Genomic DNA, 25,528 nt, shown 5'->3' on the forward strand with positions numbered 1-25,528 from the left:
GGCGGTGGTACATGCGGGCATCAGCGCACCAGTTGCAGGATGTCGTTGTAGAACGCCAGGCCCATCAGGCCTGCGAGCATGGCCATTCCGACATATTGCCCGGCGACCATCGCGCGCTCGCTCAAGGGGCTGCCCTTGACCAACTCGATAAGGTAATACAACAGGTGACCGCCGTCCAAGATCGGGATCGGCAGCAGGTTGATGATCGCCAGGCTCAGCGAGAGCAGGGCGAGGAAATTCAGGAACCAGGCGGCGCCCATGCCGGCGGACGCGTTGGCATAGCGGGCGATGGTGATCGGGCCGGAGACGTTTTCCATCGAGGCCCGGCCGCTGGCCATGCGCCAGACCATGCCCAGGGTATCGCGGGTGAGGCGCCAGGTCTCGGCGGCGGCTGCGGGAACGGCGGCCAGCGGGCCATGGCGCAGGGTGGCGTCGTGGACGGCCGAGCGCGGGGTGGGCTCGATGCCCAGGGCCCAGAAGGGTTCCCGCCCCTCCGCTTCGGCCAGCGTGGGCGCGATCTCCAGCGCCAGCCGCTCGCCGTCGCGCTCGACCTCGATCATGCCCTTTCCGCCCTGGGTGCCGAGTTCCTGCACCAGCGGGCCGATGTCGGCGAAGGCGTGCACGGCCACGCCGTCGATGGCGGTGATGCGGTCGCCCTCGGCGAGCACGCCCCAGGCCGCGCTGTCCTCGCGCACCCGGCCCACGTCCGGCGGCAGAACGAAGGCCTGCGGAAGCATGCCGATCGCCGCGATCGTGCGCCGGGCCTCGAGGTCCTCGGGCAGCGCGGACAGGCGCAGCGTGCGGACCGCCTCGCTGCCCTGGGCGGTGCGCATGCGCACCTCGACGTCGGAGCGGTCCATGGCGGCGGTGGTCAAGGCCATCGCCGCCTCGCTCCAGGTCGGGGTCGGTCGGTCGCCGATCCGGAGCAGGGTGTCGCCGCGCGCCAGGCCCGACTCCGCGGCGATGCCCTGGACCTGGCCCAGCACCGGCTGGTAGTCGGGCCGGCCGATCACGAACATCGCCCAGAGCAGGGCGAGGCACAGCAGCAGGTTGGCGATGGGTCCCGCGGCCACGATGGCGATGCGCTGCCAGACCGATTTGCGGTTGAAGGCCGCCCCGAGTTCGGACTCCGCGACGTCGCCCTCGCGCTCGTCGAGCATGCGCACGTAGCCGCCCAGGGGCAGGGCGGCGACCACGTACTCGGTGCCGTCGCGACCCACGCGCTTCCACAGCGGCCGGCCGAACCCGACCGAGAACCGCAGCACTTTCACGCCGTTGCGCCGGGCCACCCAGAAGTGGCCGAACTCGTGGAAGGTCACCAGCACGCCCAGGCTGACGATCATCCACCACACGGAACCCAGGAAAGTAGTCATTGCGTGCTCGTCAGTGGGCTTGGCGGGCGAGGGCGCGCCGGGTCACGTCGCGGGCGAGCGCGTCGGCCTCGCGCAGCGCCTCGAGGGACGCGGCGGGCCTGGCCGGCAGCGCTGCCAGCGCTTCTTCGACCAGCGCGGGAATGGACAGGAAGCCGGTGCGGCCCTGAAGGAAGGCTGAAACCGCCTCCTCGTTGGCGGCGTTGAGCACTGCGGGCGCCGTGCCGCCCGCGGCCAGTGCGTCGAAGGCCAGGCGCAGGCAGGGGAAGGCTTCGGTATCCGGTGGCTCGAAGTCCAGGCGGCCGTGGGCGAGCAGGTCGAGCCCGCCGACGCCCGATTCGATGCGCCGCGGCCAGGCCAGGCCGACCGCCAGCGCGGTGCGCATGTCCGGCAGGCCGAGCTGCGCAAGGGTCGAGCCGTCGATGAACTCCACCAGCGAATGCACCAGGCTCTGCGGGTGCACCAGCACGTCGATGCGGGCCGCAGGCAGCCCGAACAGGTGGTGGGCCTCGATCACCTCCAAACCCTTGTTCATCAGGGTGGCGGAGTCGACCGAGATCTTCGGGCCCATCGACCACTTGGGGTGGGCCACGGCCTGGGCGGGCGTGACGTCGGCGAGCGACGCGCGGTCGCGGCCGCGGAACGGGCCGCCCGAAGCGGTCAGCACAAGCCGGCGCACGTCCGTGCAGGCGGCATCGGGCGGCAGGCACTGGAAGATGGCGCTGTGCTCGCTGTCGATCGGGATGACCTGCGCCCCGTGCTCGCGGGCGGTGGCCATCACCAGCTCCCCGGCAAGCACCAGCGACTCCTTGTTGGCGAGCAGCAGGCGCTTGCCCGCGCGCGCCGCGGCAAGCGTCGAATCCAGGCCCGCGGCGCCCACGATGGCGGCGACCACGGTGTCGGTTCCACCGTCGGCGGCAAGGTCGGCGATCGCGGCCATGCCGGCGTGCGCGCGGGTCGGGAGCCCGGCCTCGCGCAGTCCGTCGCGGAGCCGGGGATACGCGGCTTCGTCGGCGATCGCGGCGTCGTCGGGACGGTGCTGGCGGCAGGCCTCGAGCAGCGCCTCGACCTTGCTGCCGGCGGCGAGCGCGCTGGCGCGCATGGCCTCCGGGTGGCGGGCGATGACGTCCAGCGTCGAAGTGCCGATCGAGCCGGTGGCGCCGAGGACGGCGACGCTGCGCATCAGAAGCCCAGCCAGATCTTGCCCAGCGCGAACACGGGCAGTGCGGCGAACACGCTGTCGAGGCGGTCCATGATCCCGCCATGGCCGGGAATCAGGTTGCCGGAATCCTTGGCGCCGACGTGGCGCTTGAGCAGGCTTTCAAACAGGTCGCCCACCACGGAAAACAGCACGGTAAGCAGGGCCACCAGCGCCACCAGCGGCAGCACGGGAATCCCGACGCCGATGATCCATGCGCCCAGGGTCGCCGCCAGCACGCCGCCCGCGGCACCGCCAACCAGGCCGGCCATGGTCTTGTTGGGGCTGATCCGCGGCGCCAGCTTGCGCTTGCCGAACGCACGCCCGGCGAAATAGGCACCGGTGTCGGTGGCCCAGACGGTCATCAGCACCAGCAGCAGCCAGGCGGGGCCGTCGTTGTGCAGGAGCGCCAGCGCGCACCACGCCGGGACCACGGCGAAGGTCGCCGCGGCGAGCTTGAACACGCGCGCGTTGGTGTCGTGGTCGGAGGCGAAGTCGTAGTGCACCAGCCACAGCATGGCCAGCAGCCACCAGATCACGCCCAGCACCACAGCAAGCTTGAACAGGACAAGCGTGGCGGCAGTGCCGCCGGTGCCCCAGACCAGGGCCACCATCAAAAGCAGGTTCAGCACCAGCAGAGCACTTCGCGCGAGCGAATCTTCGATCTCGGCCAGCGCGAACCATTCCCATAGCGCGGCGAGGAAGACGATTGCGGCAGCCAGCATCATCCACGGCGTGGGCAGCAGCAGAACGGCTGCGATGGTCCCCGGAGCCATGACGAGGGCGGCAAGGATTCTGGTGCGGGTCATGGGGTGATGGTATCCGTGGTTGCGCTGGAGGCCAGCTGCTCACCGGTGAGGCCGAAGCGTCGCTCGCGGCGGGCGAAGTCGTCGAACGCCTGTTGAAGCGTCGCTGCGTCCAGGTCGGGCCACAGCAGGTCGGTGAACCAGAGTTCGGTGTAGGCAAGCTGCCAGAGCAGGAAGTTGCTGATCCGCAGGTCGCCGCCGGTGCGGATGAACAGGTCGGGGGCCGGCAGGTCGGCCAGCGCCACGCGCGCGCCCAGCGCCGCCTCGTCGATGTCCTCGGGACGCAGGCGGCCTTCGGCAACGTCCACGGCCAGCGCACGCGCGGCGCTGGCGATGTCCTGGCGGCCGCCGTAACTGGCGGCGATCGAGAGCGCCAGGCGGTCGTTGCCGGCGGTGAGTCCCTCGGCGGCGTTCATGCGCGCGGTGATCGCGGCGTCGAAGCGGCTGCGGTCGCCGATGAAGCGCACGCGTACGCCGCGGCGGTGGAGCTCGCCCACCTCGCGGTCCAGCGCGTTGAGGAACAGCTTCATCAAGGCACCGACTTCGTCGGCGGGGCGGCCCCAGTTCTCGCTCGAGAACGCGAACAGGGTGAGGGCCCCGACGCCGCGCTCAAGGCAGAAGTCGATGCACAGGTTGACCGCGCGCGCGCCGGCGCGGTGGCCGATCATGCGCGGCCGGCGGCGGCGCGCGGCCCAGCGGCCGTTGCCGTCCATGATGATGGCGACGTGGCGCGGGATGCGTGGCGTGGCGGGCGGTGCGTTCATCGCGACCCCCGTCAGACCGCCATCAGCTCCTGCTCCTTGGCCTTGACCACTTCATCGACGTCCTTGATGGCGTCGTCGGTGATCTTCTGGATCTCGCCCTCGACGCGGCGCTCGTCGTCCTCGCTGATCGCCTTTTCCTTCAGCAGGTCCTTGACCTGCTGGTTGGAGTCGCGGCGGATGTTGCGGATCGCCACCTTGGTGGACTCGCCCTCGGCGTGAACCAGCTTGCTCAGCTCGCGGCGGCGCTCTTCGGTGAGCGCGGGCAGGTTGATGCGGATGGTGGTGCCGGCGGTGTTCGGCGTCAGGCCGAGGTCGGAGGCGAGGATCGCCTTCTCGACCGCCGCGACCATGGGCTTTTCCCAGGGCGTGATGGTGAGCGTGCGCGCGTCGCTCACCCCGACCGAGGCGACCTGGGTGAGCGGCATGTCCGAGCCGTAGTAGTTGACCCTGAGGTGGTCGACCAGCGCGGTGGACGCGCGGCCGGTGCGGACCTTGGTCAGGTCGTGGCGCAGCGATTCCACGCTCTTCGCCATGCGCGTCTGCGTGTCTTTCTTGATCTCGTTGAGCATGGGCCGCGGGCTCCTGTTCGCAATCGGCGGATTATAGGCGAAGCGCGACGACCGCGACGCGCCGGAGCCTCACTGCGGTGCGTGACCGCCGCATGCACCGTCGCCGCGTTCGACCTGGAGGGTGGCGTGGTTGATGCCGAAGCGCGCCTGCAGGGCTTCGGCGGTGGCGCGCATGAACGCGTCGTCGTCGCCCTGCGGGCGCACCAGGTGGGCCGTCATCGCCACCCCGCCGGCGCCCAGCGACCAGATATGCAGGTGGTGCACCGAGGCGACGCCCGGCTGCGCGGCGATGAAATCACGCACCTCGGACGTGTCGATGCCCGGCGGTACCGCGTCCATCGCGGCGTTGAAGCTGTCCCGCAGCAGGCCGACGGCGCCCACCGCCACCACCACCCCGATCAGCAGCGCGGTCACCGGGTCCAGCAGCGCCCAGCCCCAGGCCAGCATGCCGGCGCCGGCGAGCACGGTGGCCAGCGAGATGCCCGCGTCGGCCATCAGGTGCAGGTAGGCGCCGCGGCGATTGAGGTCGTGGGCATGGCCGCCGCTCACCATCAGCGCGGTGCCGAAGTTGACGGCGATTCCGATCGCGGCGACCACGATGATGGTCATGCCCGGGACTTCGGGCGGGGCCCACATCCGGCGCAGGGCCTCCCAGGCGAGGGCTCCCGACAGCCCCACCAGCAGCACCGCGTTGGCCAGTGGCGAGAGCAGGGTGGCGCGGCGCCAGCCGTAGGTATGGCGCTCGGTCGGCGGCCACTGCGCGATCACCGCGGCGCCCCAGGCCATGGCCAGCCCGAGCACGTCGCCAAGGTTGTGCAGGGCATCGGACAGCAGGGCCAGGGAACCGGTCAGGAAGCCGTAGGCCGCCTCGACCACGGTGTAGCCCAGGTTGACCAGGGTGATGACGGCGAAGGTGCGCGTGGCCGTTCCCGGCGCAGGCGCGTGGTGGTGGCCGTGATGGCCATGGTCGTGGTGGTGGCGATGCATGCGCTCAGGCTGGCACGGGCCGCGCGCGGACACTATTCCAGCCGGCATGCCGCAGTCTTCCCGCGTGGCCGGATGCGGGAGCAGCCATGGCCGCTCCCGGAAGAAGGCCTCAGCCCCGGCCCTGGACCAGGGTGCCGATCGGCTCGCCCTTGAGGATGCGCAGCAACTGGCCGGGCTGTTCCATGTCGAAGATCCGCAGCGGCAGGTCGCTGTCGCGGCACAGGGCGAACGCCGCGGTATCCATCACCTGCAGGTCGCGACGGATGACCTCGTCGTAGCTCAGGCGGTCGAAGCGCACGGCGTCGGGATTCTTCTTCGGGTCGGAGTCGTAGACGCCATCGACCTTGGTCGCCTTGAGCAGCAGGTCGGCACCGATCTCGATCGCGCGCAGCGCGGCGCCGGAGTCGGTGGTGAAGAAGGGATTGCCGGTGCCGGCGGCGAAGATCGTGAGCCGGCCCTTTTCCAGGTGGCGGATCGCGCGGCGGCGGATGTAGTCCTCGCAGACGTCGTTGATCTTGATCGCGCTCATCACGCGTACCTTGGCGCCGAGCTTTTCCAGCGCGTCCTGCATCGCCAGCGCGTTGATCACCGTGGCCAGCATGCCCATCTGGTCGCCAGTGACGCGGTCCATGCCGCCCGCGGCCAGGCCCGCGCCGCGGAAGATGTTGCCGCCGCCGACCACCAGCGCGATCTCGGCCCCGGCCTGCTGCGCCTCGATGATCTCAGCCGCCAGGCGGTGCATGATCTTGGGGTCGATGCCGTAGTCCTCGTCGCCCATCAGCGCCTCGCCGGACAGCTTGAGGAGGATGCGGCGATAGGCGAGTTGCGACATGGTGGGTCTCCGGCGGTAATCGCGGGAATTCTAGCGGAAAAAAGCGAAGGGCCGCGGATTGCTCCGCGGCCCTTCGTGCGTGCATCGCGGTCCGCGGCGCGCGTCAGGCCAGGCCGGCCTGCTTCATCACTTCGGCGGCGTAGTCCTCGACCACCTTCTCGATGCCTTCGCCGACGGCCAGGCGCTCGAAGCGGATGACGTCGGCGCCGGCGGCCTTCAGCACCTGCTCGACGCTCTTGTCGGTGTCGAGCACGTAGGGCTGGCCGTACAGCGTGACCTCGTTGACGATCTTGGCGATCTTGCCGCTGATGATCTTCTCGAGGATCTCGGCCGGCTTGGCGCGGTCCTTGTCGCTCATCTTCGCCAGCTCGATTTCCTTTTCCTTGGCAAGGAAGTCGGCCGGGACGTCGGAGGCCTTGTTGTGCGGCGGGTTCATCGCCGCCACGTGCATGGCCAGGCCACGGGCGAGCTCGGCATCGCCGCCCTTCAGCTCGATCAACACGCCGATGCGGCCGCCGTGGACGTAACCGGCGACGGTGTCGGCGCTCTCGATCGAGGCCATGCGGCGCACCTGCACGTTCTCGCCGACCTTGGAGATCAGCGCAGCGCGGGTTTCCTCGACGGTCTGGCCGTCGAGGCTCGCGGCCTTGAGGGCCTCGACGCTGTCGACGCCCAGCGCGGCGGTGGCCACGGCTTCGCAGAACGCGAGGAAGTTCTCGTCCTTGGCGACGAAGTCGGTTTCGGAGTTGATCTCGACCAGCGCGGCGCGATTGCCCTGCTGGGCGAGGGCGACGCGACCTTCCGCGGCGACGCGGTCGGCCTTCTTGTCGGCCTTGGCCAGGCCCGACTTGCGCAGCGCCTCGGCGGCGGCGTCGATGTTGCCGCCGGCCTCGGTGAGCGCCTTCTTGCACTCCATCATGCCGGCGCCGGTGCGCTCGCGCAGTTCCTTGACCAGGGAAGCGGTGATTTCCATTGGGGACCTCGAATCTGTGGGTTTTCAAAGTTCGCGGCCGCGCATGGTGGCGCGGCCGCGTGTCAGGCGTGTGATGCCTGGCGCGTTACTCGGCGGCTTCGGGCTTGCTCTCGGCCGCCTCGGGCTTGGCCTCGACAGCTTCGGGCTTCGCTTCGGCGGCCTCGGGCTTGGCGGCTGCGGGCTTGGCTTCCGCGGCCTCGGCCTTCTTGCGGGCCGGCGCGCGGCGCGGCTTGTCGCCTTCGCCGCCTTCGCTGAACTCTTCCTCGCGCACGGTCGCGGCGCTCGGCGCGGCGGCCTTGCCCTCGAGCACGGCGTCGGCCGCGGCGCGGGCGTACAACTGCACGGCGCGGATGGCGTCGTCGTTGCCGGGGATCGGGTAGTCGACCAGGTTGGGGTCGTAGTTGGTGTCGACGACCGCGATCACCGGGATGCCGAGCTTCTTGGCTTCCTTGATGGCGATGTCTTCATGACCGATGTCGATCACGAACAGGGCGTCGGGCAGGCGGTTCATTTCCTTGATGCCGCCCAGCGAGGCCTCGAGCTTGTCGCGCTCGCGGCGCAGGCCCAGGACTTCGTGCTTGACCAGCTTGTCGAAGCTGCCGTCGGTCTCGCCGGCTTCCAGCGTCTTCAGGCGCGAGACCGAGCCCTTCACGGTGCGGAAGTTGGTCAGCGTGCCGCCCAGCCAGCGCTGGGTCATGTACGGCATGCCGCAGCGCTCGGCCTCTTCCTTCATCGGCTCGCGCGCGCTGCGCTTGGTGCCGAGGAACAGGATCATGCCGCGCTTCTGGGCGATGCCGGAGATGAAGTTCATCGCGTCCGAGAACAGCGGGACGGTCTTCTCGAGGTTGATGATGTGGATCTTGCCGCGGGCACCGAAGATGTACGGCGCCATCTTGGGATTCCAGTAGCGCGTCTGGTGGCCGAAGTGGACGCCGGCTTCCAGCATCTGGCGCATGGTGATCTGGGACATTGTGGTCATTCCTGATGGGGAACCCGGCCGCCGGAAGGGTGTGGCGGCTCACCGACGCGGCCCGGGAGGGCGACAATCGGCGAAAGGTTCCGGGGTTGGGCCTCCCCGCTGCCTCCGTATCCAGATCCTTTGCCCTTGCAGGCTCGGGACACCCCGGAACGGGTGTTTGCAGCGGGTGTGTATTCGACGGTGTCGCCCGTCGTGGGCGGTGGGCGACACGGGGGCCGGACCACAACCGCGCAAGTATAGGGGCTGCGCGGCCTGCCTGCAATTTCCCGGTCAGTAGGTGACGGTAACCGTCACCACATCGCGATAGGCGCCGGCGGGCACGGCCTGCCCGGCCGGGACGCGCCCGAATACCGTCAGGGTCTGAGCGCCCCCGGTGCCGGTGCCCTGCACGGTGTCGACGCCTGGCGTGGCACCCCAGCGCTGGGTGCGCGCAGCGTTGCGGTAGAGCTCGTAACCGACGTAATCGCCGCTGGTTCCCCGGCGCATGCGGCGTGCGGCGCCAGCCGCGTTCTGACCCTGGTCGAGCGCCATGTTCCAGGCCGTGCGACCGGTGCAGGTCATCGTGACCGAAGAATTGCGGTCGCGATTGGTGCCGATCAGTCCCGGCACGGCGCCGAAACTCAGGTTGGTCGCCGTGGAGATGACGCAGCGGTTGGGCACCGTGGCGCGTGCGAGAAAGGGAAAGGCGGACGGAGTTCCAGCCGTACCGCCAGTGCTGCACGACGCGGGGAAATCCGGTGTTCCGAGTATCTGTTCGTTGTACCGGTACTCGATGAGGGTATGCCCGGCGCCGAAGTTGTTGCTGAAGGTGCCGGCCGCCGCCGCCTGCGGCGCGATCCGTCCGTAGAGGGTGAATGTCTGGGTCTGGTTTCCGCCCAGCAGCGGGACCGCATAATCGAACTGGGCGGTGACCGGCGTAGGCGCTGCGGGCACCGGCCGTGATCCCCAGACGAGTGTGCGTGCGGGATCCCGATACACCTGGAATCCAAGAATGTCCCCCTGGGGGCTGACCAGGCGCCTGGGATTGTACTGGCCGGAGCCGGACGCGCCGGCCCCCAGGTTGAGACACATCAAGACCCGCGCGCGGGCGAGCAACGAGAGGCCGAAGGTTCGGCAGGTCACGCTGAAACTGCCCTGCACGTCGGTAGTGCCATCCGTAGCGACGGAACCGAAATCGAGGGTCGGCTGGGTGGCAGTGCACTCCGTGGTCGCCTGCGCGTACGGTGCGTACATCCAGAGCGCCGCGAGCAGTATCCAGCCTGCGTGGAGCCGTGCCCTTTCTGCGTGTTTCATGGTGCGCCTCCTGCAATGCAGCGCAGCGGTCCGATCCGCGGAATACCGGCGGCCGCTGTCGTTGGGTAGTCGAAATCCACTGAACACAGGTGCCCGGCGGCGTCTACCCGCAGGCTGTTGCGTGTCTCCAGGTGTTCGAAGTACGCCTCGCCGTCATAGCCCACGATCGCGTCGCCCGAGGCGCCGGCGAGCCTGGCGCGGGTGCCCAGCGGCATCGGGACGCCGTGTGCGTCGTGCAGTACGACCACGGCGGCGCGCACCGGCGTGAGTTCGAATTCGACGCGGGTCCCGGAGCGGTCGGCGGGGGAGGCGATCTGCTCCACCGCACCCACGCGGATGTCGGCGGGCAGGTCCATCGGGTCGATGGACAGCTGGTTGCGCTGCCACGCGTTCAGGCGCGTCACCAACAGCAGGCCGCGGTGGTCGGTGTGGCCGACCAGGCTGTTTTCGAGCATCACCGGCACGCCGGCCTGATCGCCTGTGGACACCAGCGCGAACGCGTCATGGATGTCGCGAGCGGCGAAGGTCGCCCCGCCAAGCCGCACCAGGCTGCCGCTGGCCTGGGCGTAACCGTGCTGGTAATCGTCGAAACGCGCCACGCCCGCGCCGACGCGCAAGGCGTCACCTTGCCAGCCGAGCTCGGCCAGGCCGCCCGCGCCGTCTCCGGTGCGCGCCTGCAGGCGCCAGCCGTAACCGCCATCCGAGGGGACCGGACGCGACAGGTCGGCGACCAGTTGGTCACGACCGCGGTCGCGCTGCCAGTATGTAGACGCCTGTCTGTCAGGGCCCAGTGGCACCACGATGCCGAGGCTCAGGCTGCGGTCGGCACTATCGTCGAGGTTCTGGTTCACCGACGCATTGACAGACCACGCGCCTGCGAAGCTCGTGCTCCAGAACAGGCCCGCGTAGCGCGAGGTCTCGATTTCGCTCGGCTGCGGATGATCGAGCCGGACATAGCTGAGGCTGATGCTGCCAAGTGCGCTGCTGGTATGGCCGAGCATGGCCCGCTCGCTGCGTCGCGACGGCGGCAGCCCGTAGAGCGACGCGATGTCACGGTAGCGGCCGTTGGTGCGGCTGGTATCGAGCGAAGCATGGAAATGGCGGTTGCTCCACGCGTAGCCGAGCGTGCTCTGCGAGCCGCTGTCCGCGTCGTGCCGGCTTCGCGCGTGCGATGCGCCCAGCACGCCGCCCAGGCCAAGCAGCCAGACACCGCCGAGTCCCGCGTTGCTCAGGCTGTCGCCGACCTCTCCATGCGCTTCGAGCGTGAAGCGGTCGCTGAGGCCGCGGCGGTAGTTGCCACTGGCCATCGGCTCGCTGGCGTAGTGGAACGAGCGCACGCCATAGGCCTCGCGCACCACGCCCAGGCCCACGGACCAGTCGGACAGCCCGCGAGCGAGCAGCCGCTGGGTGGAATAGAACGGAAAGTCGAGCGTGCGCACGCGTCCGAACGCGTCCGTGATCACCATCTGCGCGTTGCCCGCGCCGGACACGCCCGGCGCCAGGCCCAGTTGGAACGGCCCCGCCGGCGCACTGCCGCTGTACTGGCGGATGCCGTTGACGTAGAGCTCGATGTCCGACGGCACCGACACTTCCCCGAGAAACTCCGGGAGCGGGGCGGTGACGCGGTAAGGCTGCAGGCCGTAGTTGCGGCCCACCTGGATACCGCCGATCCGCACCGGGCGCGTCCAGTCGAGGAAGCCTGTAAAGGTGTCGCCGAACGTCGCAGTGACGGCAGGTCCAGGGAAGGAGAGCTCCCAGCTGGTGTCCAGTCGGATCGAATCGGTGTGCCACCCACGCCCGGGCTCGCTGTACCGGCGCGTGACCGCAGTATTGCTGAACACGCCACGACCCAGGCCGAACGCGCGCAGTTCGGTGGTGGCAGTTGCGTTGCTGCCGTAACTGCCGTCGCTGGCGTACAGGTCATAGTTGAGCAGCAGTCCCGGTGCCGATTCGGCTGCCATCGGCACCGGATCCGGATCGCGCCCCAAGCGTGTGACATCCAATGCCAGGAGGGGCAGCGGAACCTGGATGTCGACCTGCTGGCGAGCGGCATCGTAGGACACCTCCACGCCGGGCATGGCATCAAGCGGCGTCGGGAGGCGATCCGCCGGGCCGGGGTCGCGGAATCCCAGCTGTCGCAGCGTATCGGCTCCCGCATGGAGCCGCCCTCCACGAAGTTCAAACACCACCAGCTGCGGCAGGCGTGCGTGGTTCAGCCGGACCTCCAGGTGGACCTGCATTGGCGCCGGCGACCACATGCCCGCGCTCCCGGCGGGTGTGAGGGATGGAATCGCGGCGGCATTCTGGGCGTGGGCCAGCGGTGCGACCGCCAGCAGCAGGACGCTACCGGTCCAACGCCAGCGGGCGTCCAGCCGCTTCACCATTGATCCTTGCTTCAAACGCAACCGCAGGGTCTGCTGCGAGACCGTCAGGCAGCAGCCAGCGGCGCCATTGCCCAGGCAGCACATACCCCGACAGGCCGGGTGCGATCACGCGCCGGCTGCCGTCGGGCGCGACAAGCGCCAGGTCGGACACCTGTGCATGCCCGTTACCCGGATTGCGCAGTTCGATGTACCGCCGGCCGTCCACGCTCGCCAGGCTTGCCTGCAGCATCGGGGCCGGGGCGACCGGCTCCTCGGGGGCGAGGAAGACCGGCATGGAATAGCGCAGCACGAAACGCAGCTCGGGACGCCCCTCGGTAGCCTCGTCGCGAGGCAGTGGAAGTTCGTCCACGACGACCCGGTAGCTGGTTTCGCGCGCGGGAGGCGGTCCGGTGCGGATCACGCGCACCAGCTGGTCACCGCCGGGCGGGAGCGTCAGCATCGGCGGGCTGATGGTCAGGTCGGCCGTTGGTTCCAGGATGTCCTCACCATCGGCCTGCGTCCAGCGAAAGACCCGGACCTGTGCGTGCAGGACTTCCGTACCCGTGTTTTCGAGCACGATGCCATCGGCACTGTGGCCTGCGGCGATCCTCACCGTCGTGGGGGACACCTGGAGGCCACTCGCGGCGACGACGCCTGGCACCATCAAGACAAATGCCAAGCAGACCGCCCCCCACGCCGGGCGGGACAGCGCGCTGTTTGGCACGATGATCAGTAGGTGATCGTCGCGGTCACGGTGTCGATGTAGCTGGCCGCCGGAAAGTTGGCGGACGGCGTCAGCCCGTAGACCTGGATGGGCTGCACCGCACCGGTCCCCGTGCCTGCCAAGGTGTCGGTACCGATGGTCTCGCCCCACACGGCGGTGCGCGCAGGATCCTGGTAGAGCTGGTAGGGCACGAGGTCGGCGCCGCTGCTCATGGCGCGCGCGCCAATGCCGGCACCACCGTCGTTCAGGCCCGCATCGAGCGCGATGTCGTAATCCGTGCCGGGAGTGCAGTTGACGTTCAGCTGGCCGGTGGCTTCGATGGCGGTGGCTGTCGAAGGCTGGGTGCCGAAGGCCACGTCGGTGGCCGCCGGCGTGTCGATGCTGCAGGTGCTGGTGATCGTGATCGTCACGTCGAACGTCGTGGACGCGCTCTGGGCATGCGCATTGGAGGCATGGGCTGCGCTGGCGATGACGGCGAGGCCCACGGCGAATTTCATCAGGTTCATTGCGTGTGTATCTCCGTAAAAAACAAGGTCATTCCATCGTGATGACCGCGGCGCATGGGTAGCGCGGCGGTCACATGTCAACAGGATGACCGTTAACGGGAGGCCGCATATGAATAGGTGGCCGGATCACGCTTTCGTGGGGGGGCGGGGGCTGAGAGGCGTCCTTGCTTGCGCGACCGGAGCCAGATCTGCGCCGAAATCGAAGATAATGTCAGGATGACCATCAAGCCCAAGACCCCAGACCAGATCGAGAAGATGCGCATCGCCGGCCACCTGGCCGCCGAGGTCCTGCAGATGATCGCCCCGCACGTGAAGCCGGGCGTCAGCACCGAAGAGCTGGACCGCATCTGCCACGAGCACATCGTCAACGTGCAGCAGGGCACGCCGGCCAACGTCGGCTACCGCGGCTATCCCAAGGCCACCTGCATCTCCGTCAACAACGTCATCTGCCACGGCATCCCGAACGAAGCCAAGGTGCTGAAGGACGGCGACATCGTCAATATCGACGTCACCGTCATCAAGGACGGCTGGCACGGCGACACCAGCCGCATGTACTTCGCCGGCACGCCGTCGGTGATGGCCAAGCGCCTGGTCGAGGTGACTCGCGAGGCCATGTTCCGCGGCATCCGCGCGGTGAGGCCGGGCGCGACGCTCGGCGATGTCGGGCATGCGATCCAGACCTACGCCGAGGCCGAGCGCTTCAGCGTGGTGCGTGAATACTGCGGCCACGGCATCGGCCGCGTGTACCACGAGGAACCGCAGGTGCTGCACTACGGCCGCCCCGGCGAGGGTCTCGTGCTGGAGGAAGGCATGACCTTCACCATCGAGCCGATGATCAACGAGGGCGCGCGCCACACCCGCCTGCTGCCCGACGGCTGGACCGTGGTCACCAAGGACCGCAAGCTCTCGGCGCAGTGGGAGCACATGGTCGCGGTGACCGCCGATGGCGTCGACATCCTCACGCGCCTGCCCGGCGACGACAACGACTTCTGACATGGATACGGCCGCGCCAGCTGACGCCCCCGGGCGCATGGGCGGCGCCGGCGACGCGGGTTGGGCGCATGAGCGCCGCGACGCGCTGCTCGTGATCGACGACGCGCTGGCAGGGCGGTTCGATCGTGGTGCCGACGCCGTGCGCCTGGCCGCCGAGCGGGCGCGCACGGTCGACCTGATCGTCGCCGAAGCCTGGCGGCGCTGCGTGCCGGACGCGGTGGACGCCACCGACGCGCCCGGCATGGCGCTGTTCGCGGTCGGCGGCTACGGCCGCGGCGAGCTTTTCCCGCATTCCGACATCGACCTGCTGGTGCTGGTGGACGTGGAGCCCGACACCGACGCGGCCGGCGGCGCCGCGTTGTCGCGCTTCTTTGCGCTGCTCTGGGACTGCGGCCTCCCGGCGAGCCATTCGGTACGCACGCCCGAGCAGTGCACCGCGGCGGCGGCCGACATTTCCGTGATGACCGCACTGCTCGAGGCGCGGCCGGTCGTGGCCGGCGACGAAGCGCGTCTGGCGCTGGCGCGGGCGATCGCGCCCGACAGGGCCTGGCCCGCACGCGACTTCTTCGTGGCCAAGTCGGAGGAGAAGGACCGCCGGCACGCGCGCTTCGGCGACACCTCCGACAACCTCGAGCCGAACCTGAAGGAAGGCCCGGGCGGCCTGCGCGATCTGCAGACCCTGGGCTGGATGGCGCGCCGCGCCTTCGGCACCCACGAGCTCGAGCCGCTGGTGGCGCTGGGCCACGTCGGTGCCGACGAGGCCGCCGCGCTCGACCGCGAGCACCGCGCGCTGGCCCGGCTGCGCTACGGCCTGCACCTGGTCGCCGGCCGCGGCGAGGACCGCCTGCGGTTCGACCACCAGAAGCCGCTGGCCGCGCGCCTGGGCTTCGCCGACGACGCCCGCAACCTTGGCGTCGAGCAGATGATGCAGGGCTTCTACCGCAGCGCCGCGGTGGTGCGCCGCATCGGCGACCGGCTGCAGCAGCGCTTCGAGGAGCACTTCGACGGCGCCGCCGTGCCGGAGCCGGTCGACGCGGACTTCGAGCTGCGCCGCGGCTATCTCGCCGCGCGCGACCACGACTGGCCGCATGGCGACGTCGGCGAAGTGTTCGCGCTGTTTGCGGCCTGGGCGCGGCTGGGCGAACTGCGCGGGCTGCACACGCACACCGCGCGCGCCCTGGCCGAAGCGCTCGACGGGCTGCCCGCGCATACCGCCGCCGCGCCGGCGCATCGCGACGCGTTCATGGAGCTGCTGCGCGGGCCGTCGCCGGTGCGCACGCTCGAGCGCATGGCGCGCCTCGGGGTGCTGGGGCGCTGGATCCCGGCCTTCGCGCAGGTGTCGGGGCGGATGCAGTTCGATCTCTTCCACGTCTATACCGTCGACCAGCACACGCTGGCGGTGCTGCGCAACCTGGCCGCGTTCGCGACCGGCGTGCCCGACGAGCGCTTTTCGCAGGCGCACGCGGTGTATCCGACGCTGCACAAGCCCGAGCTGCTGCTCTTGGCCGGCCTGTTCCACGACATCGCCAAGGGTCGCGGCGGCGACCATTCCGAACTGGGCGCGGTGGATGCGCGCGCCTTCTGCCAGGCCCATGGCCTGGACGAGCCCGACACCGCCCTGGTGGAGTGGCTGGTGCTGCGCCACCTGCTGATGTCGGTGACTGCGCAGAAGCAGGACATCGCCGATCCGGCGGTGATCCATCGCTTCGCCGGCGAGGTCGCCGATCGCGAGCGCCTCGACTACCTGTACCTGCTGACCTGTGCCGACATCGCCGGCACCTCGCCCAAGCTGTGGAATGCGTGGAAGGACCGGCTGCTGGCCGACCTGCGCAACGCCACCCGTCTTGCCCTGCGCCGGGGCCTGGAGCATCCGGTCGCGGCCGCCGAGCGCATCGCAGGGACCCGTGCCGCGGCGGCGTCGCTGCTGGCCGAAAAGGGCATCGACCCGATGGATGCGGACGCGCTGCTCGGGCGCTTCCCGGCCAACAGCTTCCTGCGCGCGCGGGCCGAGCAGATCGCGTGGCAGGCGCTGGCCCTGCACGGGTCCGCGGTGGACGGCGAGGTGGCTGGACGGCCGGTGGTGAAGGCAAGGCGGGTGGCCGCCGGCAGCCCGGCGATGGAGGTCTTCGTGCACGACGCGGACCGCGATGGCCTGTTCGCGGCGATCGTGGTCACGCTCGACCGGCTGGGCCTGGCGATCCAGCAGGCGCGAGCGATCGACGGGCCGGGCGGCGGGGTGTTCGACAGTTTCCAGGTGCTGCCGGAAGACGCGCGCGCCGACTGCGAGCCGAGGATGGTCGCGCGCAAGCTGGCCGCGGTGCTGGCGGGGCCGCTCGACCGGGTGCGTCCGGCGCAGCGCACGCTGCCGCGGCACCTGCGCCACTTCCGCATCGTGCCGCAGGTTGAATTCGCGCCCAGCGCCGACGGCTCGGCCACCGTGCTGAGCCTGGTGTGCACCGACCGGCCGGGGCTGCTGGCCGACGTCGCGCACGTGCTGCGCAGCCAGGACCTGCGCGTGCACGACGCGCGCATCGCGACCTTTGGTGCCCGCGCCGAGGACGTGTTCCGGGTGACCGGCGAAGACAAGCAACCGCTGGACGAGGCGGCGTGCGCGCGACTGCGCAGCGCCCTGCTGGCAAGGATCGACGGAGAAGCAGGTAGATGAGCACGAAGAAGAAGCCCGCGGTGAAGAAGCCCGTGGCGAGTAAGGCGGCATCGACCGATGCAGGAAAGAAGGCTGCGGTGAAGAAGGCTGCAGCCAGGAAGGTTGCATCGACGAAGGTCGCACCGGAGAAGGCGGCGAAGAAGGTTTCCGTGAAGAAGGTCGCGGCGAAGAAGGTGCCGTCACGAAAGTCGGCTGCAGGCAAGGTCCCCGCGGCGGGTGCTCCGGCCGTCGCGCCGGGCAACGGGCCCGACCAGGAGCTCGCCTTCATGATCGACAGCGCCTGGCACCGGCGGTCGACCCTGACGCCCGAAGAGATCGAAGGCTCCACGCGACCGCTGATCGAGCGTGCGATCGAAGGGCTGGAGGAAGGCCGCCTGCGCGTGGCCGAGCCCGACGGCGCCGGCGGATGGACGGTCAACGAATGGCTGAAGAAGGCGGTCCTGCTGTACTTCCGCGTGCAGGACATGGAGGCCGGCGAACAGTACCCGGCGCCTTACTGGGACAAGATCCCGATGCGCTTCGAGGACTTCGACGAGGCAGCCTTCCGCAAGCTCGGTGCGCGCGTGCTGCCCGGCGCGATCGCGCGCCGCGGCACGTACATCGGTCGCGACGTGGTGCTGATGCCCTCGTTCGTCAACATCGGCGCGCACATCGGCACCGGCACCATGGTCGATACCTGGGCGACCGTGGGTTCCTGCGCCCAGGTGGGCAAGCATTGCCACATTTCCGGCGGCGCCGGCATCGGCGGCGTGCTGGAGCCGCTGCAGGCCTCGCCGACGATCATCGAGGACCATTGCTTCATCGGCGCGCGCTCGGAGGTGGTGGAGGGCGTGATCGTCGGCCACCACAGCGTGATCGGGATGGGCGTGTTCCTCGGCCAGTCCACGCGCATCTACAACCGCATGACCGGCGAGACCAGCTACGGCGTGGTGCCGCCGGGCAGCGTGGTGGTGGCGGGTTCGCTGCCGGCCGCCGACGGCACGCACTCGCTGTACTGCGCGGTGATCGTGAAGCAGGTGGACGCGAAGACCCGCGCCAAGACCTCGGTCAACGAACTGCTGCGCGGCCACGCGCTCTGAGCCGGGAGGGCGATGATGACGACGCTGTATGGACTGAAGAACTGCGACACCTGCAGGAAGGCGCGGAAGTGGCTGGACCGCTTCGGCGTCGCGCATCGGTTCGTCGACTACCGCGACGAGAAGCCCGAGCCGGAGACCCTGGTCGAGTGGGCCGGCAAGCTGGGCGGTTTCGAGGCCATGGTCAACAAGTCCTCGACGACCTGGCGCCAGCTGCCGGACAACCGCAAGGCGGCCGGCTCGGACGCCGAGTGGAAGCTGCTCCTGCGCGAGTATCCGCAGCTGGTCCGTCGGCCGGTGGTGGTCACCGATGATGGCGTCGCAAGCCAGGGCTTCAGCGACAACGGCTTCAAGAAGCGCTTCGGTACCGGCGAATGAGCGAGGTGCTGGCGCTGGCCCGCGAGCTGATGGCGCGGCCTTCTGTGACGCCCGACGATGCCGGCTGCCAGCCATTGGTCGCGGGGCGCCTGGAGCGCGCCGGCTTCACCTGCGAGTCGCTTCGCTACGGTGAGGTCGACAACCTCTGGGCCAGCCACGGCAGTGGCGATCCGGTGCTGGTGCTGCTGGGCCACACCGACGTGGTGCCGCCGGGCCCGCGCGAGGCCTGGGACAGCGATCCCTTCGTTCCCGAAGTCCGCGACGGCGTGCTTTACGGGCGCGGTGCCGCCGACATGAAGGGCAGCGTGGCCGCGTTCGTGATCGCCCTGGAGCAGTACGTGGCCGCGAACCCGGACCACGCGGGCACGGTCGCATTGCTGCTGACCTCGGACGAGGAAGGCGATGCCATCGACGGCGTGCGCCGCGTGGCCGACGAGTTCCGAAGGCGCGGCCAGCGCATCGACTGGTGCATCACCGGCGAACCTTCATCGACGCATCGCCTGGGCGACCTGCTGCGCGTCGGCCGCCGCGGCTCGCTGTCGGCCGCGCTCACCGTGCACGGGGTGCAAGGGCACGTTGCCTATCCGGACAAGGCGCGCAATCCCGTGCACGACGCCCTGCCGGCGCTGGCCGAGCTGGTGGCCCGGCGCTGGGACGATGGCCACGGGACTTTCCCGCCGACCAGCCTGCAGGTCAGCAACATCGCCGCGGGCACGGGAGCGACCAACGTCATCCCCGGCAGCCTGCACGTGGACTTCAACCTCCGCTACAACCCGAATTGGGACGCGCCGCGGCTGGAGTCGGAAATCGAGTCGATGCTCGCGCGCCACGGCCTGGACTTCGGGATTCGCTGGCACCGCAGCGGCGAGCCCTTCTTCACGCCGGAGGGGCCGCTGCGCGCCGCCGCCCGCGACGTGCTCGGCCGCGTGGCCGGGGCGCCACCGGAAGAGAGCACCGGCGGCGGTACGTCCGACGCGCGCTTCATCGCGCCGCTGGGCGCGCAGTGCATCGAGGTGGGGCCGGTGAACGCCAGCATCCACAAGGTCGACGAGAACGTCTCCGTCGCCGACCTGGAGGCGCTGCCGGAGCTCTACCTGGCACTGATCGAGCGGCTCCTCCCGCGCTGACCCGCGCGCCGGCCTGCCGCAGCTGCGGTGGCCGGCGCCGTGGGGCGCGTGGACCCGCGCCGTGGTAAACGGGATGGGCTAGCGCTGGCCGTTGCCGTTGTTGCCCTGGCCCTGGCCGTTGCCGTTGCCGTTGCCTTTGTTCCCGTTGTTCCCGTTGTTGCCGCCGTTGCCCCTGCCGGGCTTGGGCCCATTCCCGGGATTGCCGCGGCCGTGCTCGTTGCGCTGGCCATTGCCGCGCACGTCCTTTCCGTCGCGGGCGTGGCTCGGTCCGGAGCGTGACCAGTCGACGCGGACCGGGCGGTCGACCACGATCGACTGCCCCCACCGGCCGTAGGTGTCGACCTGTCCGCGCTTGAGCGCGTGGAAGGCCGCGGAACCGGGCTTGATGCCCATGCGCTTGGCGACGGCGCCCCAGCCCTGGCCGGGGTTGCGCTCGTATTCGCGGACCACGTTGCCGCAGGGCACGCCCAGGGCGTGCGCGATGGCGCATGCGTAGTAGACATCGCCGGGCGCCCAGCCGCGGGTCTCGAGCAGGTCGACCAGCAGCGGGCGCGGCGCGCCGTAATGGCCGGTCATCTCGTCGAGGAAGGGGTCGCGGTGGTGGCGGCCGTACTCGTTGATCTCGCCCAGGCGCGAATCGACCCAGACATCACCGGTCCGGGTGTTGTAGCCGATGGTCTGTGCGGACGCACTCGCGGCCAGGCCAAGGCCGAGGGTGAGGGCGAGGATGCGGAGTCCGTTGTGCGTGGCCATGGATGCTGCTCCTGTATGGGGACCTGGCCGGATTGTGGGCGTTCGCTATGAACCTGCGGTGATGTCGCGGCGTCAGCGCGCCTCCAGGACCAGCGTGTGGGCGGCGGGGCCCGGAAGGAATGGCGAGGGGCGGCCCTGCACCCAGTCGTCATGGCCGGCGCCCCAGAACGGCGACAGCGGGTGGCCACTCTGGCCGCCCGGCATGTGCACGATGCCGTCGGCTTCGCGTCCCGGCGACACCACCATGCGCTGGGACGCACCGAACGCCGGGCCCTGCACCAGCGGCATGCCGGTGTCGCCGCGGAGCTTGTCGGGCGGCATGCAGAGCATGCGCTTGCCCAGCAGCGGGATGGCGCCGGCCAGCGGATGGCAGATCGCCGCGGTGTTGCGCTCGCCCCAGGTGCGCTCCGCAAGCGGCCCCCGGGCTTCGAGCTGGTCGCGGACGTCGCGCGCGGCATCCTCGAACAGCGCCTGCCAGCTGTCGTAGCGGCGGGGCAACAGGTGCGCCGGCCGGGTGGACACCAGGGGCCATGCGACGCCTTCCAGCTGCGGCAGCGCGGGCATCGCGAAATCCTCGCCCAGGGCCGCGCGTGCGGGCGCCATCAGGCCATCGGCGATCCGGTCGTGCACCGCGTTGCGCCAGGCGCGGACCAGGCGGTAGCCCGTGGAGTCCGGAGTGGCGCGACCCTGCCAGTCGCCGGCGGCGTCGGCGAGCGCACGCAGCGCGGGCGCGTCCGCATCCGCGCTGCCGGCGCTCGACTGCAGCAGGTCGCGCCAGCGCTGCAGGAACAGCGCGCGGTCATCGAGCTGGATCGCGAGCAGGGCGCGTTCGTCGAAGCGTTCGCTGGCGAACAGGGCGTCGCGGATCTGCCTGGCGCGCGCGCCGTTCACGTAGCCGCCGTCGCCGAAGGCCGTGATCCAGGGCGCGCCCACGACCCGGTTGTTCGCCGTCCAGACGCGGTCGACGGTGGGCGTGGCGACGTGGGGCGCGCGCCTGCCGCCGATGCTCCACGGTGCGCATGCGCCGCCATCCGCCACCAGGTCGGTGGCCGGGCAGGCCGCGTCGCGCTGCGGCAGCGGCCCGAGCAGCCGCCAGGCGATCCGGCCGCGGTGGTCGCCGATCACCAGGTTCTGCGCCGGCAAGGCGATGTCGCGTGCCAGCAACAGCGCGCGGTCCAGGTCCCCGGCCCAGGCCAGCGAGGTCAGCCCGAGGTTGAGCGCGCCCGGCTGGTGCGCCACCCAGCGCAGGGCCAGGGCGTCGCCGCCCTCGAGGCGGTGCAGCAGGGGGCCCCAGGGGACCTCGTCGATCCCGAGGTCGACCGCGTCGCCGCCGGCGATCTCGATGCGTTCCACGAAGTGCTCGACGGGCGCGCAGTCGTCGCCGCTGGCGCCACTGCCGTCGCGCTCGCCGCAGGGCTTCACCCGCGCCCAGTCCAGGGTGTCGGCATAACTGTTGGTGAAGCCCCAGGCGACGCGGCCGTTGCTGCCCACCACCACCGCCGGCAAGCCTGGCAGGGTGAAGCCGGAGACGTCGACCCGGCCATCGGGAGCGCGCGCATCGGGCCAGCGCAGGCGCGCGCGGAACCAGATCCCGGGCGCGCGCAGGCCCAGGTGCATGTCGTCGGCGACGATGGCGCGGCCGTCGGCGGTGAAGCGCCCCGATACGGCGAAGTTGTTGCTGCCGGGCGCGGGCGGACGCGGAGAGTCCAGCGGCCCGGCGGCATCGGGCAGGGGCAGCCGACGCAGGTCGACGGCATCGGACGTGGGCAGCACGGCATCGCCGGTGGCCGGGCCCAGGAGCGGCGCATCCCAGCTCGAGCCCGCGTGGGTGAGCAGCGTGAACAGCGCCGGTGGCAGGTGTGGCCGCAGCGTCCAGAGCGCGAACTCACGCTGGTTGGCGGCGTCCTGCAGGTCGAAGTACATCGCGTAGCCGGCCAGGGCCGTGTCGGCGGGCGTCCAGGGCTCGGGCTGCCGGCGCAGCAGCAGGTAGGGCCAGGGCCGCGCGCGGAGATCGGCAAGGCCGGCGTTGACGCCGGCGGCGTAGGCGTCCAGCAGCGGCCGCTGGCTGCCGGCGATCGCGTCGAGGTCGGCGTCCACGCGCGCGCGCATCCGGTGCACGCGATGCCGGCGGTCGGCGTCCAGCGCGACCGCGCCGAACAGCGCGGACAGCTCGCCGGCGGCGGTGCGCCGCATCAGGTCCATCTCGAAGTAGCGCTCCTGCGCGTGCAGGTAGCCGAGCGCCCGGACGGCGTCGGCCTCGCTCGCGGCATCGATGGTGGCGACGCCGATGGCATCGCGGCTGATCGTCACCGGCGCCGACAGGCCGGGGAGGGCCACGGTGCCGTCGAGCGCCGGCAGGCTGGCGCGCAGCGCCCACCAGCCGGCCAGCGCCGCGAGCGCGGCCAGCAGGACGAACACCAGCACGATGCGCAATGACCAGCGAAGCATGGCGTTTCCCCCTGGGGCCTGCCGCATTGTAGAGCGGTCCATGCCGCCGCCAACGTGGCCGCCGCAGGCCAGTGGCGGTGCGCTGTGCGCGCCGCTGGAGCCGCCGGGTCTATCAGTCGACCGCCAGCCCGTCGACCTTCTGCCAGCCGCGGGGCAGCAGCCCGCCGCGGCTGCCGCGGGCGCCCAGATAGGTCTCCAGGTCGCGGTACGACAGCGACATCGTGCGCGCGCCGGACCTGACCGAAAGCGTGCCGCCCTGCGGCACCGCGGCGATCGCCACCACGCGCTCGGTGCCGCGCTTGGCCTTGGGGATCTCGATGATCTTGTTGCCCTTGCCGCGTTCGAGCTCGGGCAGCTCCGAGACCGGGAACGCCAGCAGGTGCCCGGCGCTGGTGACCGCCACGATGCGGTCGGTCTCGATGCCGGCGACCGGCGACGGCGGCAGCACGTGCGCGCCCTCGGGCACGCTGAGCATGGCCTTGCCCGCCTTCTGCCGGCCCACCAGGTTCTCGAAGCGGGTGACGAAGCCGTAGCCGGCCGAGGAGGCAAGCGCCAGGCGGGCGCCGGCGTCGCCGGTGGCCATGGCCACGAACGTGGCGCCGGCCGCGGGCGAGAAGCGCCCGGTGAGTGGCTCGCCGTTGCCGCGTGCCGACGGAAGGCCGTGGGCCAGGGTGGAATAGGCGCGGCCGGTGGAATCCAGGAATGCGACCTGCTGCGTGCTGCGCCCGCGCAGCGCGGCCAGCAGCGCGTCGCCTTCGCGGTACGACATCGTGGACGCGTCCACGTCATGGCCCTTGGCGGCGCGCACCCAGCCCTTCTGGCTGAGCACCACCGTCACCGGCTCGCTGGCCACCAGGTCGGTCTCGGCCAGGGCCTGCGCCGCGCCACGCGCGACCAGCGGCGAACGGCGCTCATCGCCGAACTTCTTCGCGTCGGCCAGCAGCTCGTCCTTGACCAGCTTGCGCAGCTTCGACTTGCTGCCCAGGGTCGCCATCAGCCGGTCGCGCTCGGCGTCGAGCTCGTCCTGCTCGCCGCGGATCTTCATTTCCTCGAGGCGCGCCAACTGCCGCAGGCGGGTCTCGAGGATGTAGTCGACCTGGTCGTCGCTGAGCTCGAAGCGCGCCTGCAGCACTGCGCGCGGTTCGTCCTCGGTGCGGATGATGCGGATCACCTCGTCGAGGTTGAGGAAGGCCACCAGCAGGCCCTCCAGCAGGTGCAGGCGGCGCTCGACCTTGTCCAGGCGGTGCTGCAGGCGGCGGGTGACCGTGTCGCTGCGGAACGACAGCCACTCCAGCAGCAGCATGCGCAGGTCCTTGACCTGCGGCCGACCGTCCAGGCCGATGATGTTGAGGTTGACCCGGTAGCTCTTCTCGAGGTCCGTGGTCACGAACAGGTGGCCCATCAGCTGGTCCACGTCGATCCGGTTGGAGCGCGGGATCAGCACCACGCGCACCGGGTTGGCGTGGTCGGACTCGTCGCGGATGTCCTCAAGCCAGGGCAGCTTCTTGGCGCGCATCTGCGCTGCGATCTGCTCGATCACCTTGCCCGGGCTGACCTGGTAGGGCAGCGCGGTGATCACGATGTTCTGGCCTTCCTTCATGAAGGTGGCGCGGGCGCGGACGCTGCCGTGGCCGGTCTCGTACATCGCGCGCAGGTCGGCGGCGGGGGTGATGATCTCGGCGGCGGTGGGATAGTCCGGGCCGCGCACGTGCTCGCAGAGATCGGCGACGGTGGCCTCGGGGTCGTCAAGCAGGCGCACGCAGGCGCTGACCACCTCGTTCAAGTTGTGCGGCGGCACGTCGGTGGCCATGCCCACGGCGATGCCGGTGGTGCCGTTCAGCAGCAGGTTCGGCAGCCGGGCCGGCAGCCAGCTCGGCTCGTCCAGCGTGCCGTCGAAGTTCGGCACCCAGTCGACGGTGCCGTGCGCGAGCTCGCCAAGCAGGGCTTCCGCGATCGGAGTGAGCTTTGATTCCGTGTAGCGCATCGCCGCGAACGACTTCGGGTCGTCGGTGGAGCCGAAGTTGCCCTGGCCCTCGATCAGCGGATAGCGATAGCTGAAGGGCTGGGCCATCAGCACCAGGGCTTCGTAGCAGGCGCTGTCGCCGTGCGGGTGGAACTTGCCGATCACGTCGCCGACCGTGCGCGCGGACTTCTTCGGCTTCGAGGTCGCGCTGAGCCCGAGCTCGCTCATCGCGTAGACGATCCGCCGCTGCACCGGCTTCAGCCCGTCGCCGATGAAGGGCAGGGCGCGGTCGAGCACCACGTACATCGAATAGTCGAGGTAGGCGCGCTCGGCGTACTCGCGCAAGGGGATCTGTTCGAAACCGTGGAAGACGGGGCGGACCGGGTCGTTCATCTGGACTGCTGTGGCGATCGGGGACCCGCAATTCTACAAGGACGGCGCGATGCTCCCGCCCGGCGGCAGTGCTCAGTGCGTCCTGCGTGATGGTCCTCGGGCAGCGGCTGCAGCAGGGCAGCGATCCGGCCCGCGGGGCCGGGCGTGGCCGAGGCCATCGCCACCAGCTCGCGGAAATCGGACTGCCAGCGGGCGAAGTTGTCATTGGCGAACACCACCGGCCAGCCGCGGTCGTTGAAGCGTTCGCGCAGCTTATGGATGTTGCGGGCGGCGCGCAGCGCGGCGGGGGCGATGACGTCCGCTTCCGGGAAGTCGAACAGCCCGACCATGTCCACGACCAGGAGGGCGGGCGGTACCGGCGTGGCCAT

22 protein-coding genes are annotated in these 25,528 nt (G+C 70.4%); 5 read left to right on the top strand and 17 right to left on the bottom strand.

The genetic code is table 11. The features are described 5' to 3' along the window. Positions 1-20: 20 nt before the first annotated feature. The 13 genes from rseP to ACW7GZ_RS12220 all read right to left on the bottom strand — a co-directional run bounded on the left by rseP (position 21) and on the right by ACW7GZ_RS12220 (position 13,364). Positions 21-1,373: an RIP metalloprotease RseP gene (rseP, locus tag ACW7GZ_RS12160; RefSeq protein ID WP_457002440.1), complete on the bottom strand. Its 1,353-nt coding sequence runs from the start codon at positions 1,371-1,373 to the stop codon at positions 21-23. Positions 1,374-1,383: 10 nt separating this feature from the next. Further along, positions 1,384-2,568 carry a 1-deoxy-D-xylulose-5-phosphate reductoisomerase gene (locus ACW7GZ_RS12165; RefSeq protein WP_457002888.1) on the bottom strand — a complete coding sequence of 395 codons (1,185 nt, stop codon included), beginning with the start codon at positions 2,566-2,568 and terminating at the stop codon, positions 1,384-1,386. Continuing rightward, positions 2,553-3,377 carry a phosphatidate cytidylyltransferase gene (locus tag ACW7GZ_RS12170; protein WP_457002441.1) on the bottom strand — a complete coding sequence of 275 codons (825 nt, stop codon included), beginning with the start codon at positions 3,375-3,377 and terminating at the stop codon, positions 2,553-2,555. Before ACW7GZ_RS12170 ends, ACW7GZ_RS12165 begins: the two co-directional genes overlap by 16 nt. After that, positions 3,374-4,138, bottom strand: a complete 765-nt coding sequence (gene uppS / locus ACW7GZ_RS12175) for a polyprenyl diphosphate synthase (protein ID WP_457009431.1) — start codon at positions 4,136-4,138, stop codon at positions 3,374-3,376. The genes ACW7GZ_RS12170 and uppS overlap by 4 nt, the downstream gene beginning before the upstream one ends. A gap of 11 nt (positions 4,139-4,149) precedes the next feature. After that, complete coding sequence (gene frr / locus ACW7GZ_RS12180) at positions 4,150-4,707, bottom strand: ribosome recycling factor (RefSeq protein ID WP_457002445.1); 558 nt, start codon at positions 4,705-4,707, stop codon at positions 4,150-4,152. Between the two features lie 69 nt (positions 4,708-4,776). Then, complete coding sequence (locus ACW7GZ_RS12185; RefSeq protein WP_457009433.1) at positions 4,777-5,694, bottom strand: cation diffusion facilitator family transporter; 918 nt, start codon at positions 5,692-5,694, stop codon at positions 4,777-4,779. A gap of 109 nt (positions 5,695-5,803) precedes the next feature. Then, positions 5,804-6,526 (bottom strand): UMP kinase, encoded by a 723-nt coding sequence (pyrH, locus tag ACW7GZ_RS12190; protein ID WP_457002448.1) that lies wholly within the window; start codon positions 6,524-6,526, stop codon positions 5,804-5,806. A gap of 103 nt (positions 6,527-6,629) precedes the next feature. Next, positions 6,630-7,499 carry a translation elongation factor Ts gene (gene tsf, locus ACW7GZ_RS12195; protein WP_457002449.1) on the bottom strand — a complete coding sequence of 290 codons (870 nt, stop codon included), beginning with the start codon at positions 7,497-7,499 and terminating at the stop codon, positions 6,630-6,632. Between the two features lie 85 nt (positions 7,500-7,584). After that, entirely contained in the window at positions 7,585-8,469 is an 885-nt protein-coding gene (gene rpsB, locus ACW7GZ_RS12200) for a 30S ribosomal protein S2 (RefSeq protein WP_457002451.1), read from the bottom strand. Positions 8,470-8,748: 279 nt separating this feature from the next. Further along, the gene (locus ACW7GZ_RS12205; protein ID WP_457002453.1) at positions 8,749-9,771 is read right to left on the bottom strand and encodes a Csu type fimbrial protein; all 1,023 of its coding nucleotides are present in this window, start codon (positions 9,769-9,771) and stop codon (positions 8,749-8,751) included. Further along, positions 9,768-12,155 carry a fimbria/pilus outer membrane usher protein gene (locus ACW7GZ_RS12210; protein ID WP_457002455.1) on the bottom strand — a complete coding sequence of 796 codons (2,388 nt, stop codon included), beginning with the start codon at positions 12,153-12,155 and terminating at the stop codon, positions 9,768-9,770. The genes ACW7GZ_RS12205 and ACW7GZ_RS12210 overlap by 4 nt, the downstream gene beginning before the upstream one ends. Continuing rightward, positions 12,115-12,858, bottom strand: a complete 744-nt coding sequence (locus ACW7GZ_RS12215; protein ID WP_457009435.1) for a fimbrial biogenesis chaperone — start codon at positions 12,856-12,858, stop codon at positions 12,115-12,117. The genes ACW7GZ_RS12210 and ACW7GZ_RS12215 overlap by 41 nt, the downstream gene beginning before the upstream one ends. 5 nt (positions 12,859-12,863) lie before the next feature. Beyond that, a complete protein-coding gene (locus ACW7GZ_RS12220) occupies positions 12,864-13,364 on the bottom strand; it encodes a Csu type fimbrial protein (RefSeq protein ID WP_457002459.1) in 501 nt (166 codons plus the stop codon). 216 nt (positions 13,365-13,580) lie between these two features. Here ACW7GZ_RS12220 and map point away from each other — a divergent pair, with 216 nt between their 5' ends. The 5 genes from map to dapE are packed head-to-tail and all read left to right on the top strand — an operon-like array spanning position 13,581 to position 19,603. Beyond that, positions 13,581-14,357: a type I methionyl aminopeptidase gene (gene map, locus ACW7GZ_RS12225; protein ID WP_457002461.1), complete on the top strand. Its 777-nt coding sequence runs from the start codon at positions 13,581-13,583 to the stop codon at positions 14,355-14,357. Position 14,358: 1 nt separating this feature from the next. After that, positions 14,359-17,022 carry a [protein-PII] uridylyltransferase gene (glnD, locus tag ACW7GZ_RS12230; RefSeq protein WP_457002463.1) on the top strand — a complete coding sequence of 888 codons (2,664 nt, stop codon included), beginning with the start codon at positions 14,359-14,361 and terminating at the stop codon, positions 17,020-17,022. After that, positions 17,019-18,101 (top strand): 2,3,4,5-tetrahydropyridine-2,6-dicarboxylate N-succinyltransferase, encoded by a 1,083-nt coding sequence (dapD, locus tag ACW7GZ_RS12235; protein ID WP_457002465.1) that lies wholly within the window; start codon positions 17,019-17,021, stop codon positions 18,099-18,101. The genes glnD and dapD overlap by 4 nt, the downstream gene beginning before the upstream one ends. Before the next feature lie 15 nt (positions 18,102-18,116). Next, the gene (locus tag ACW7GZ_RS12240; protein ID WP_457002467.1) at positions 18,117-18,476 is read left to right on the top strand and encodes an arsenate reductase; all 360 of its coding nucleotides are present in this window, start codon (positions 18,117-18,119) and stop codon (positions 18,474-18,476) included. Beyond that, positions 18,473-19,603: a succinyl-diaminopimelate desuccinylase gene (dapE, locus tag ACW7GZ_RS12245; RefSeq protein ID WP_457002468.1), complete on the top strand. Its 1,131-nt coding sequence runs from the start codon at positions 18,473-18,475 to the stop codon at positions 19,601-19,603. The genes ACW7GZ_RS12240 and dapE overlap by 4 nt, the downstream gene beginning before the upstream one ends. A 78-nt stretch (positions 19,604-19,681) precedes the next feature. On the opposite strand, the gene ACW7GZ_RS12250 is transcribed toward dapE, so the two are convergent. From ACW7GZ_RS12250 to ACW7GZ_RS12265, 4 genes are all read right to left on the bottom strand, one after another. Continuing rightward, the gene (locus ACW7GZ_RS12250) at positions 19,682-20,356 is read right to left on the bottom strand and encodes a hypothetical protein (protein WP_457009437.1); all 675 of its coding nucleotides are present in this window, start codon (positions 20,354-20,356) and stop codon (positions 19,682-19,684) included. A 72-nt stretch (positions 20,357-20,428) separates the two neighbouring features. Then, positions 20,429-22,804: a penicillin acylase family protein gene (locus ACW7GZ_RS12255; protein ID WP_457009439.1), complete on the bottom strand. Its 2,376-nt coding sequence runs from the start codon at positions 22,802-22,804 to the stop codon at positions 20,429-20,431. A 112-nt stretch (positions 22,805-22,916) separates the two neighbouring features. Continuing rightward, positions 22,917-25,160, bottom strand: a complete 2,244-nt coding sequence (gene parC / locus ACW7GZ_RS12260; protein ID WP_457009441.1) for a DNA topoisomerase IV subunit A — start codon at positions 25,158-25,160, stop codon at positions 22,917-22,919. Beyond that, positions 25,157-25,528, bottom strand: a complete 372-nt coding sequence (locus tag ACW7GZ_RS12265; protein ID WP_457009443.1) for an isochorismatase family protein — start codon at positions 25,526-25,528, stop codon at positions 25,157-25,159. Before ACW7GZ_RS12265 ends, parC begins: the two co-directional genes overlap by 4 nt.

This window comes from Luteimonas sp. A537, assembly GCF_054052065.1.

Coding starts and splice junctions, on each gene's coding strand:
- rseP (WP_457002440.1), bottom strand. CDS start 1,373: ATGACTACTTTCCTGGGTTCCGTGTGGTGGATGATCGTCAGCCTGGGC.
- ACW7GZ_RS12170 (WP_457002441.1), bottom strand. CDS start 3,377: ATGACCCGCACCAGAATCCTTGCCGCCCTCGTCATGGCTCCGGGGACC.
- uppS (WP_457009431.1), bottom strand. CDS start 4,138: ATGAACGCACCGCCCGCCACGCCACGCATCCCGCGCCACGTCGCCATC.
- frr (WP_457002445.1), bottom strand. CDS start 4,707: ATGCTCAACGAGATCAAGAAAGACACGCAGACGCGCATGGCGAAGAGC.
- ACW7GZ_RS12185 (WP_457009433.1), bottom strand. CDS start 5,694: ATGCATCGCCACCACCACGACCATGGCCATCACGGCCACCACCACGCG.
- pyrH (WP_457002448.1), bottom strand. CDS start 6,526: ATGTCGCAACTCGCCTATCGCCGCATCCTCCTCAAGCTGTCCGGCGAG.
- tsf (WP_457002449.1), bottom strand. CDS start 7,499: ATGGAAATCACCGCTTCCCTGGTCAAGGAACTGCGCGAGCGCACCGGC.
- rpsB (WP_457002451.1), bottom strand. CDS start 8,469: ATGTCCCAGATCACCATGCGCCAGATGCTGGAAGCCGGCGTCCACTTC.
- ACW7GZ_RS12205 (WP_457002453.1), bottom strand. CDS start 9,771: ATGAAACACGCAGAAAGGGCACGGCTCCACGCAGGCTGGATACTGCTC.
- ACW7GZ_RS12210 (WP_457002455.1), bottom strand. CDS start 12,155: ATGGTGAAGCGGCTGGACGCCCGCTGGCGTTGGACCGGTAGCGTCCTG.
- ACW7GZ_RS12220 (WP_457002459.1), bottom strand. CDS start 13,364: ATGAACCTGATGAAATTCGCCGTGGGCCTCGCCGTCATCGCCAGCGCA.
- map (WP_457002461.1), top strand. CDS start 13,581: ATGACCATCAAGCCCAAGACCCCAGACCAGATCGAGAAGATGCGCATC.
- glnD (WP_457002463.1), top strand. CDS start 14,359: ATGGATACGGCCGCGCCAGCTGACGCCCCCGGGCGCATGGGCGGCGCC.
- dapD (WP_457002465.1), top strand. CDS start 17,019: ATGAGCACGAAGAAGAAGCCCGCGGTGAAGAAGCCCGTGGCGAGTAAG.
- ACW7GZ_RS12240 (WP_457002467.1), top strand. CDS start 18,117: ATGACGACGCTGTATGGACTGAAGAACTGCGACACCTGCAGGAAGGCG.
- dapE (WP_457002468.1), top strand. CDS start 18,473: ATGAGCGAGGTGCTGGCGCTGGCCCGCGAGCTGATGGCGCGGCCTTCT.
- ACW7GZ_RS12250 (WP_457009437.1), bottom strand. CDS start 20,356: ATGGCCACGCACAACGGACTCCGCATCCTCGCCCTCACCCTCGGCCTT.
- ACW7GZ_RS12255 (WP_457009439.1), bottom strand. CDS start 22,804: ATGCTTCGCTGGTCATTGCGCATCGTGCTGGTGTTCGTCCTGCTGGCC.
- parC (WP_457009441.1), bottom strand. CDS start 25,160: ATGAACGACCCGGTCCGCCCCGTCTTCCACGGTTTCGAACAGATCCCC.
- ACW7GZ_RS12265 (WP_457009443.1), bottom strand. CDS start 25,528: ATGGCCACGCCGGTACCGCCCGCCCTCCTGGTCGTGGACATGGTCGGG.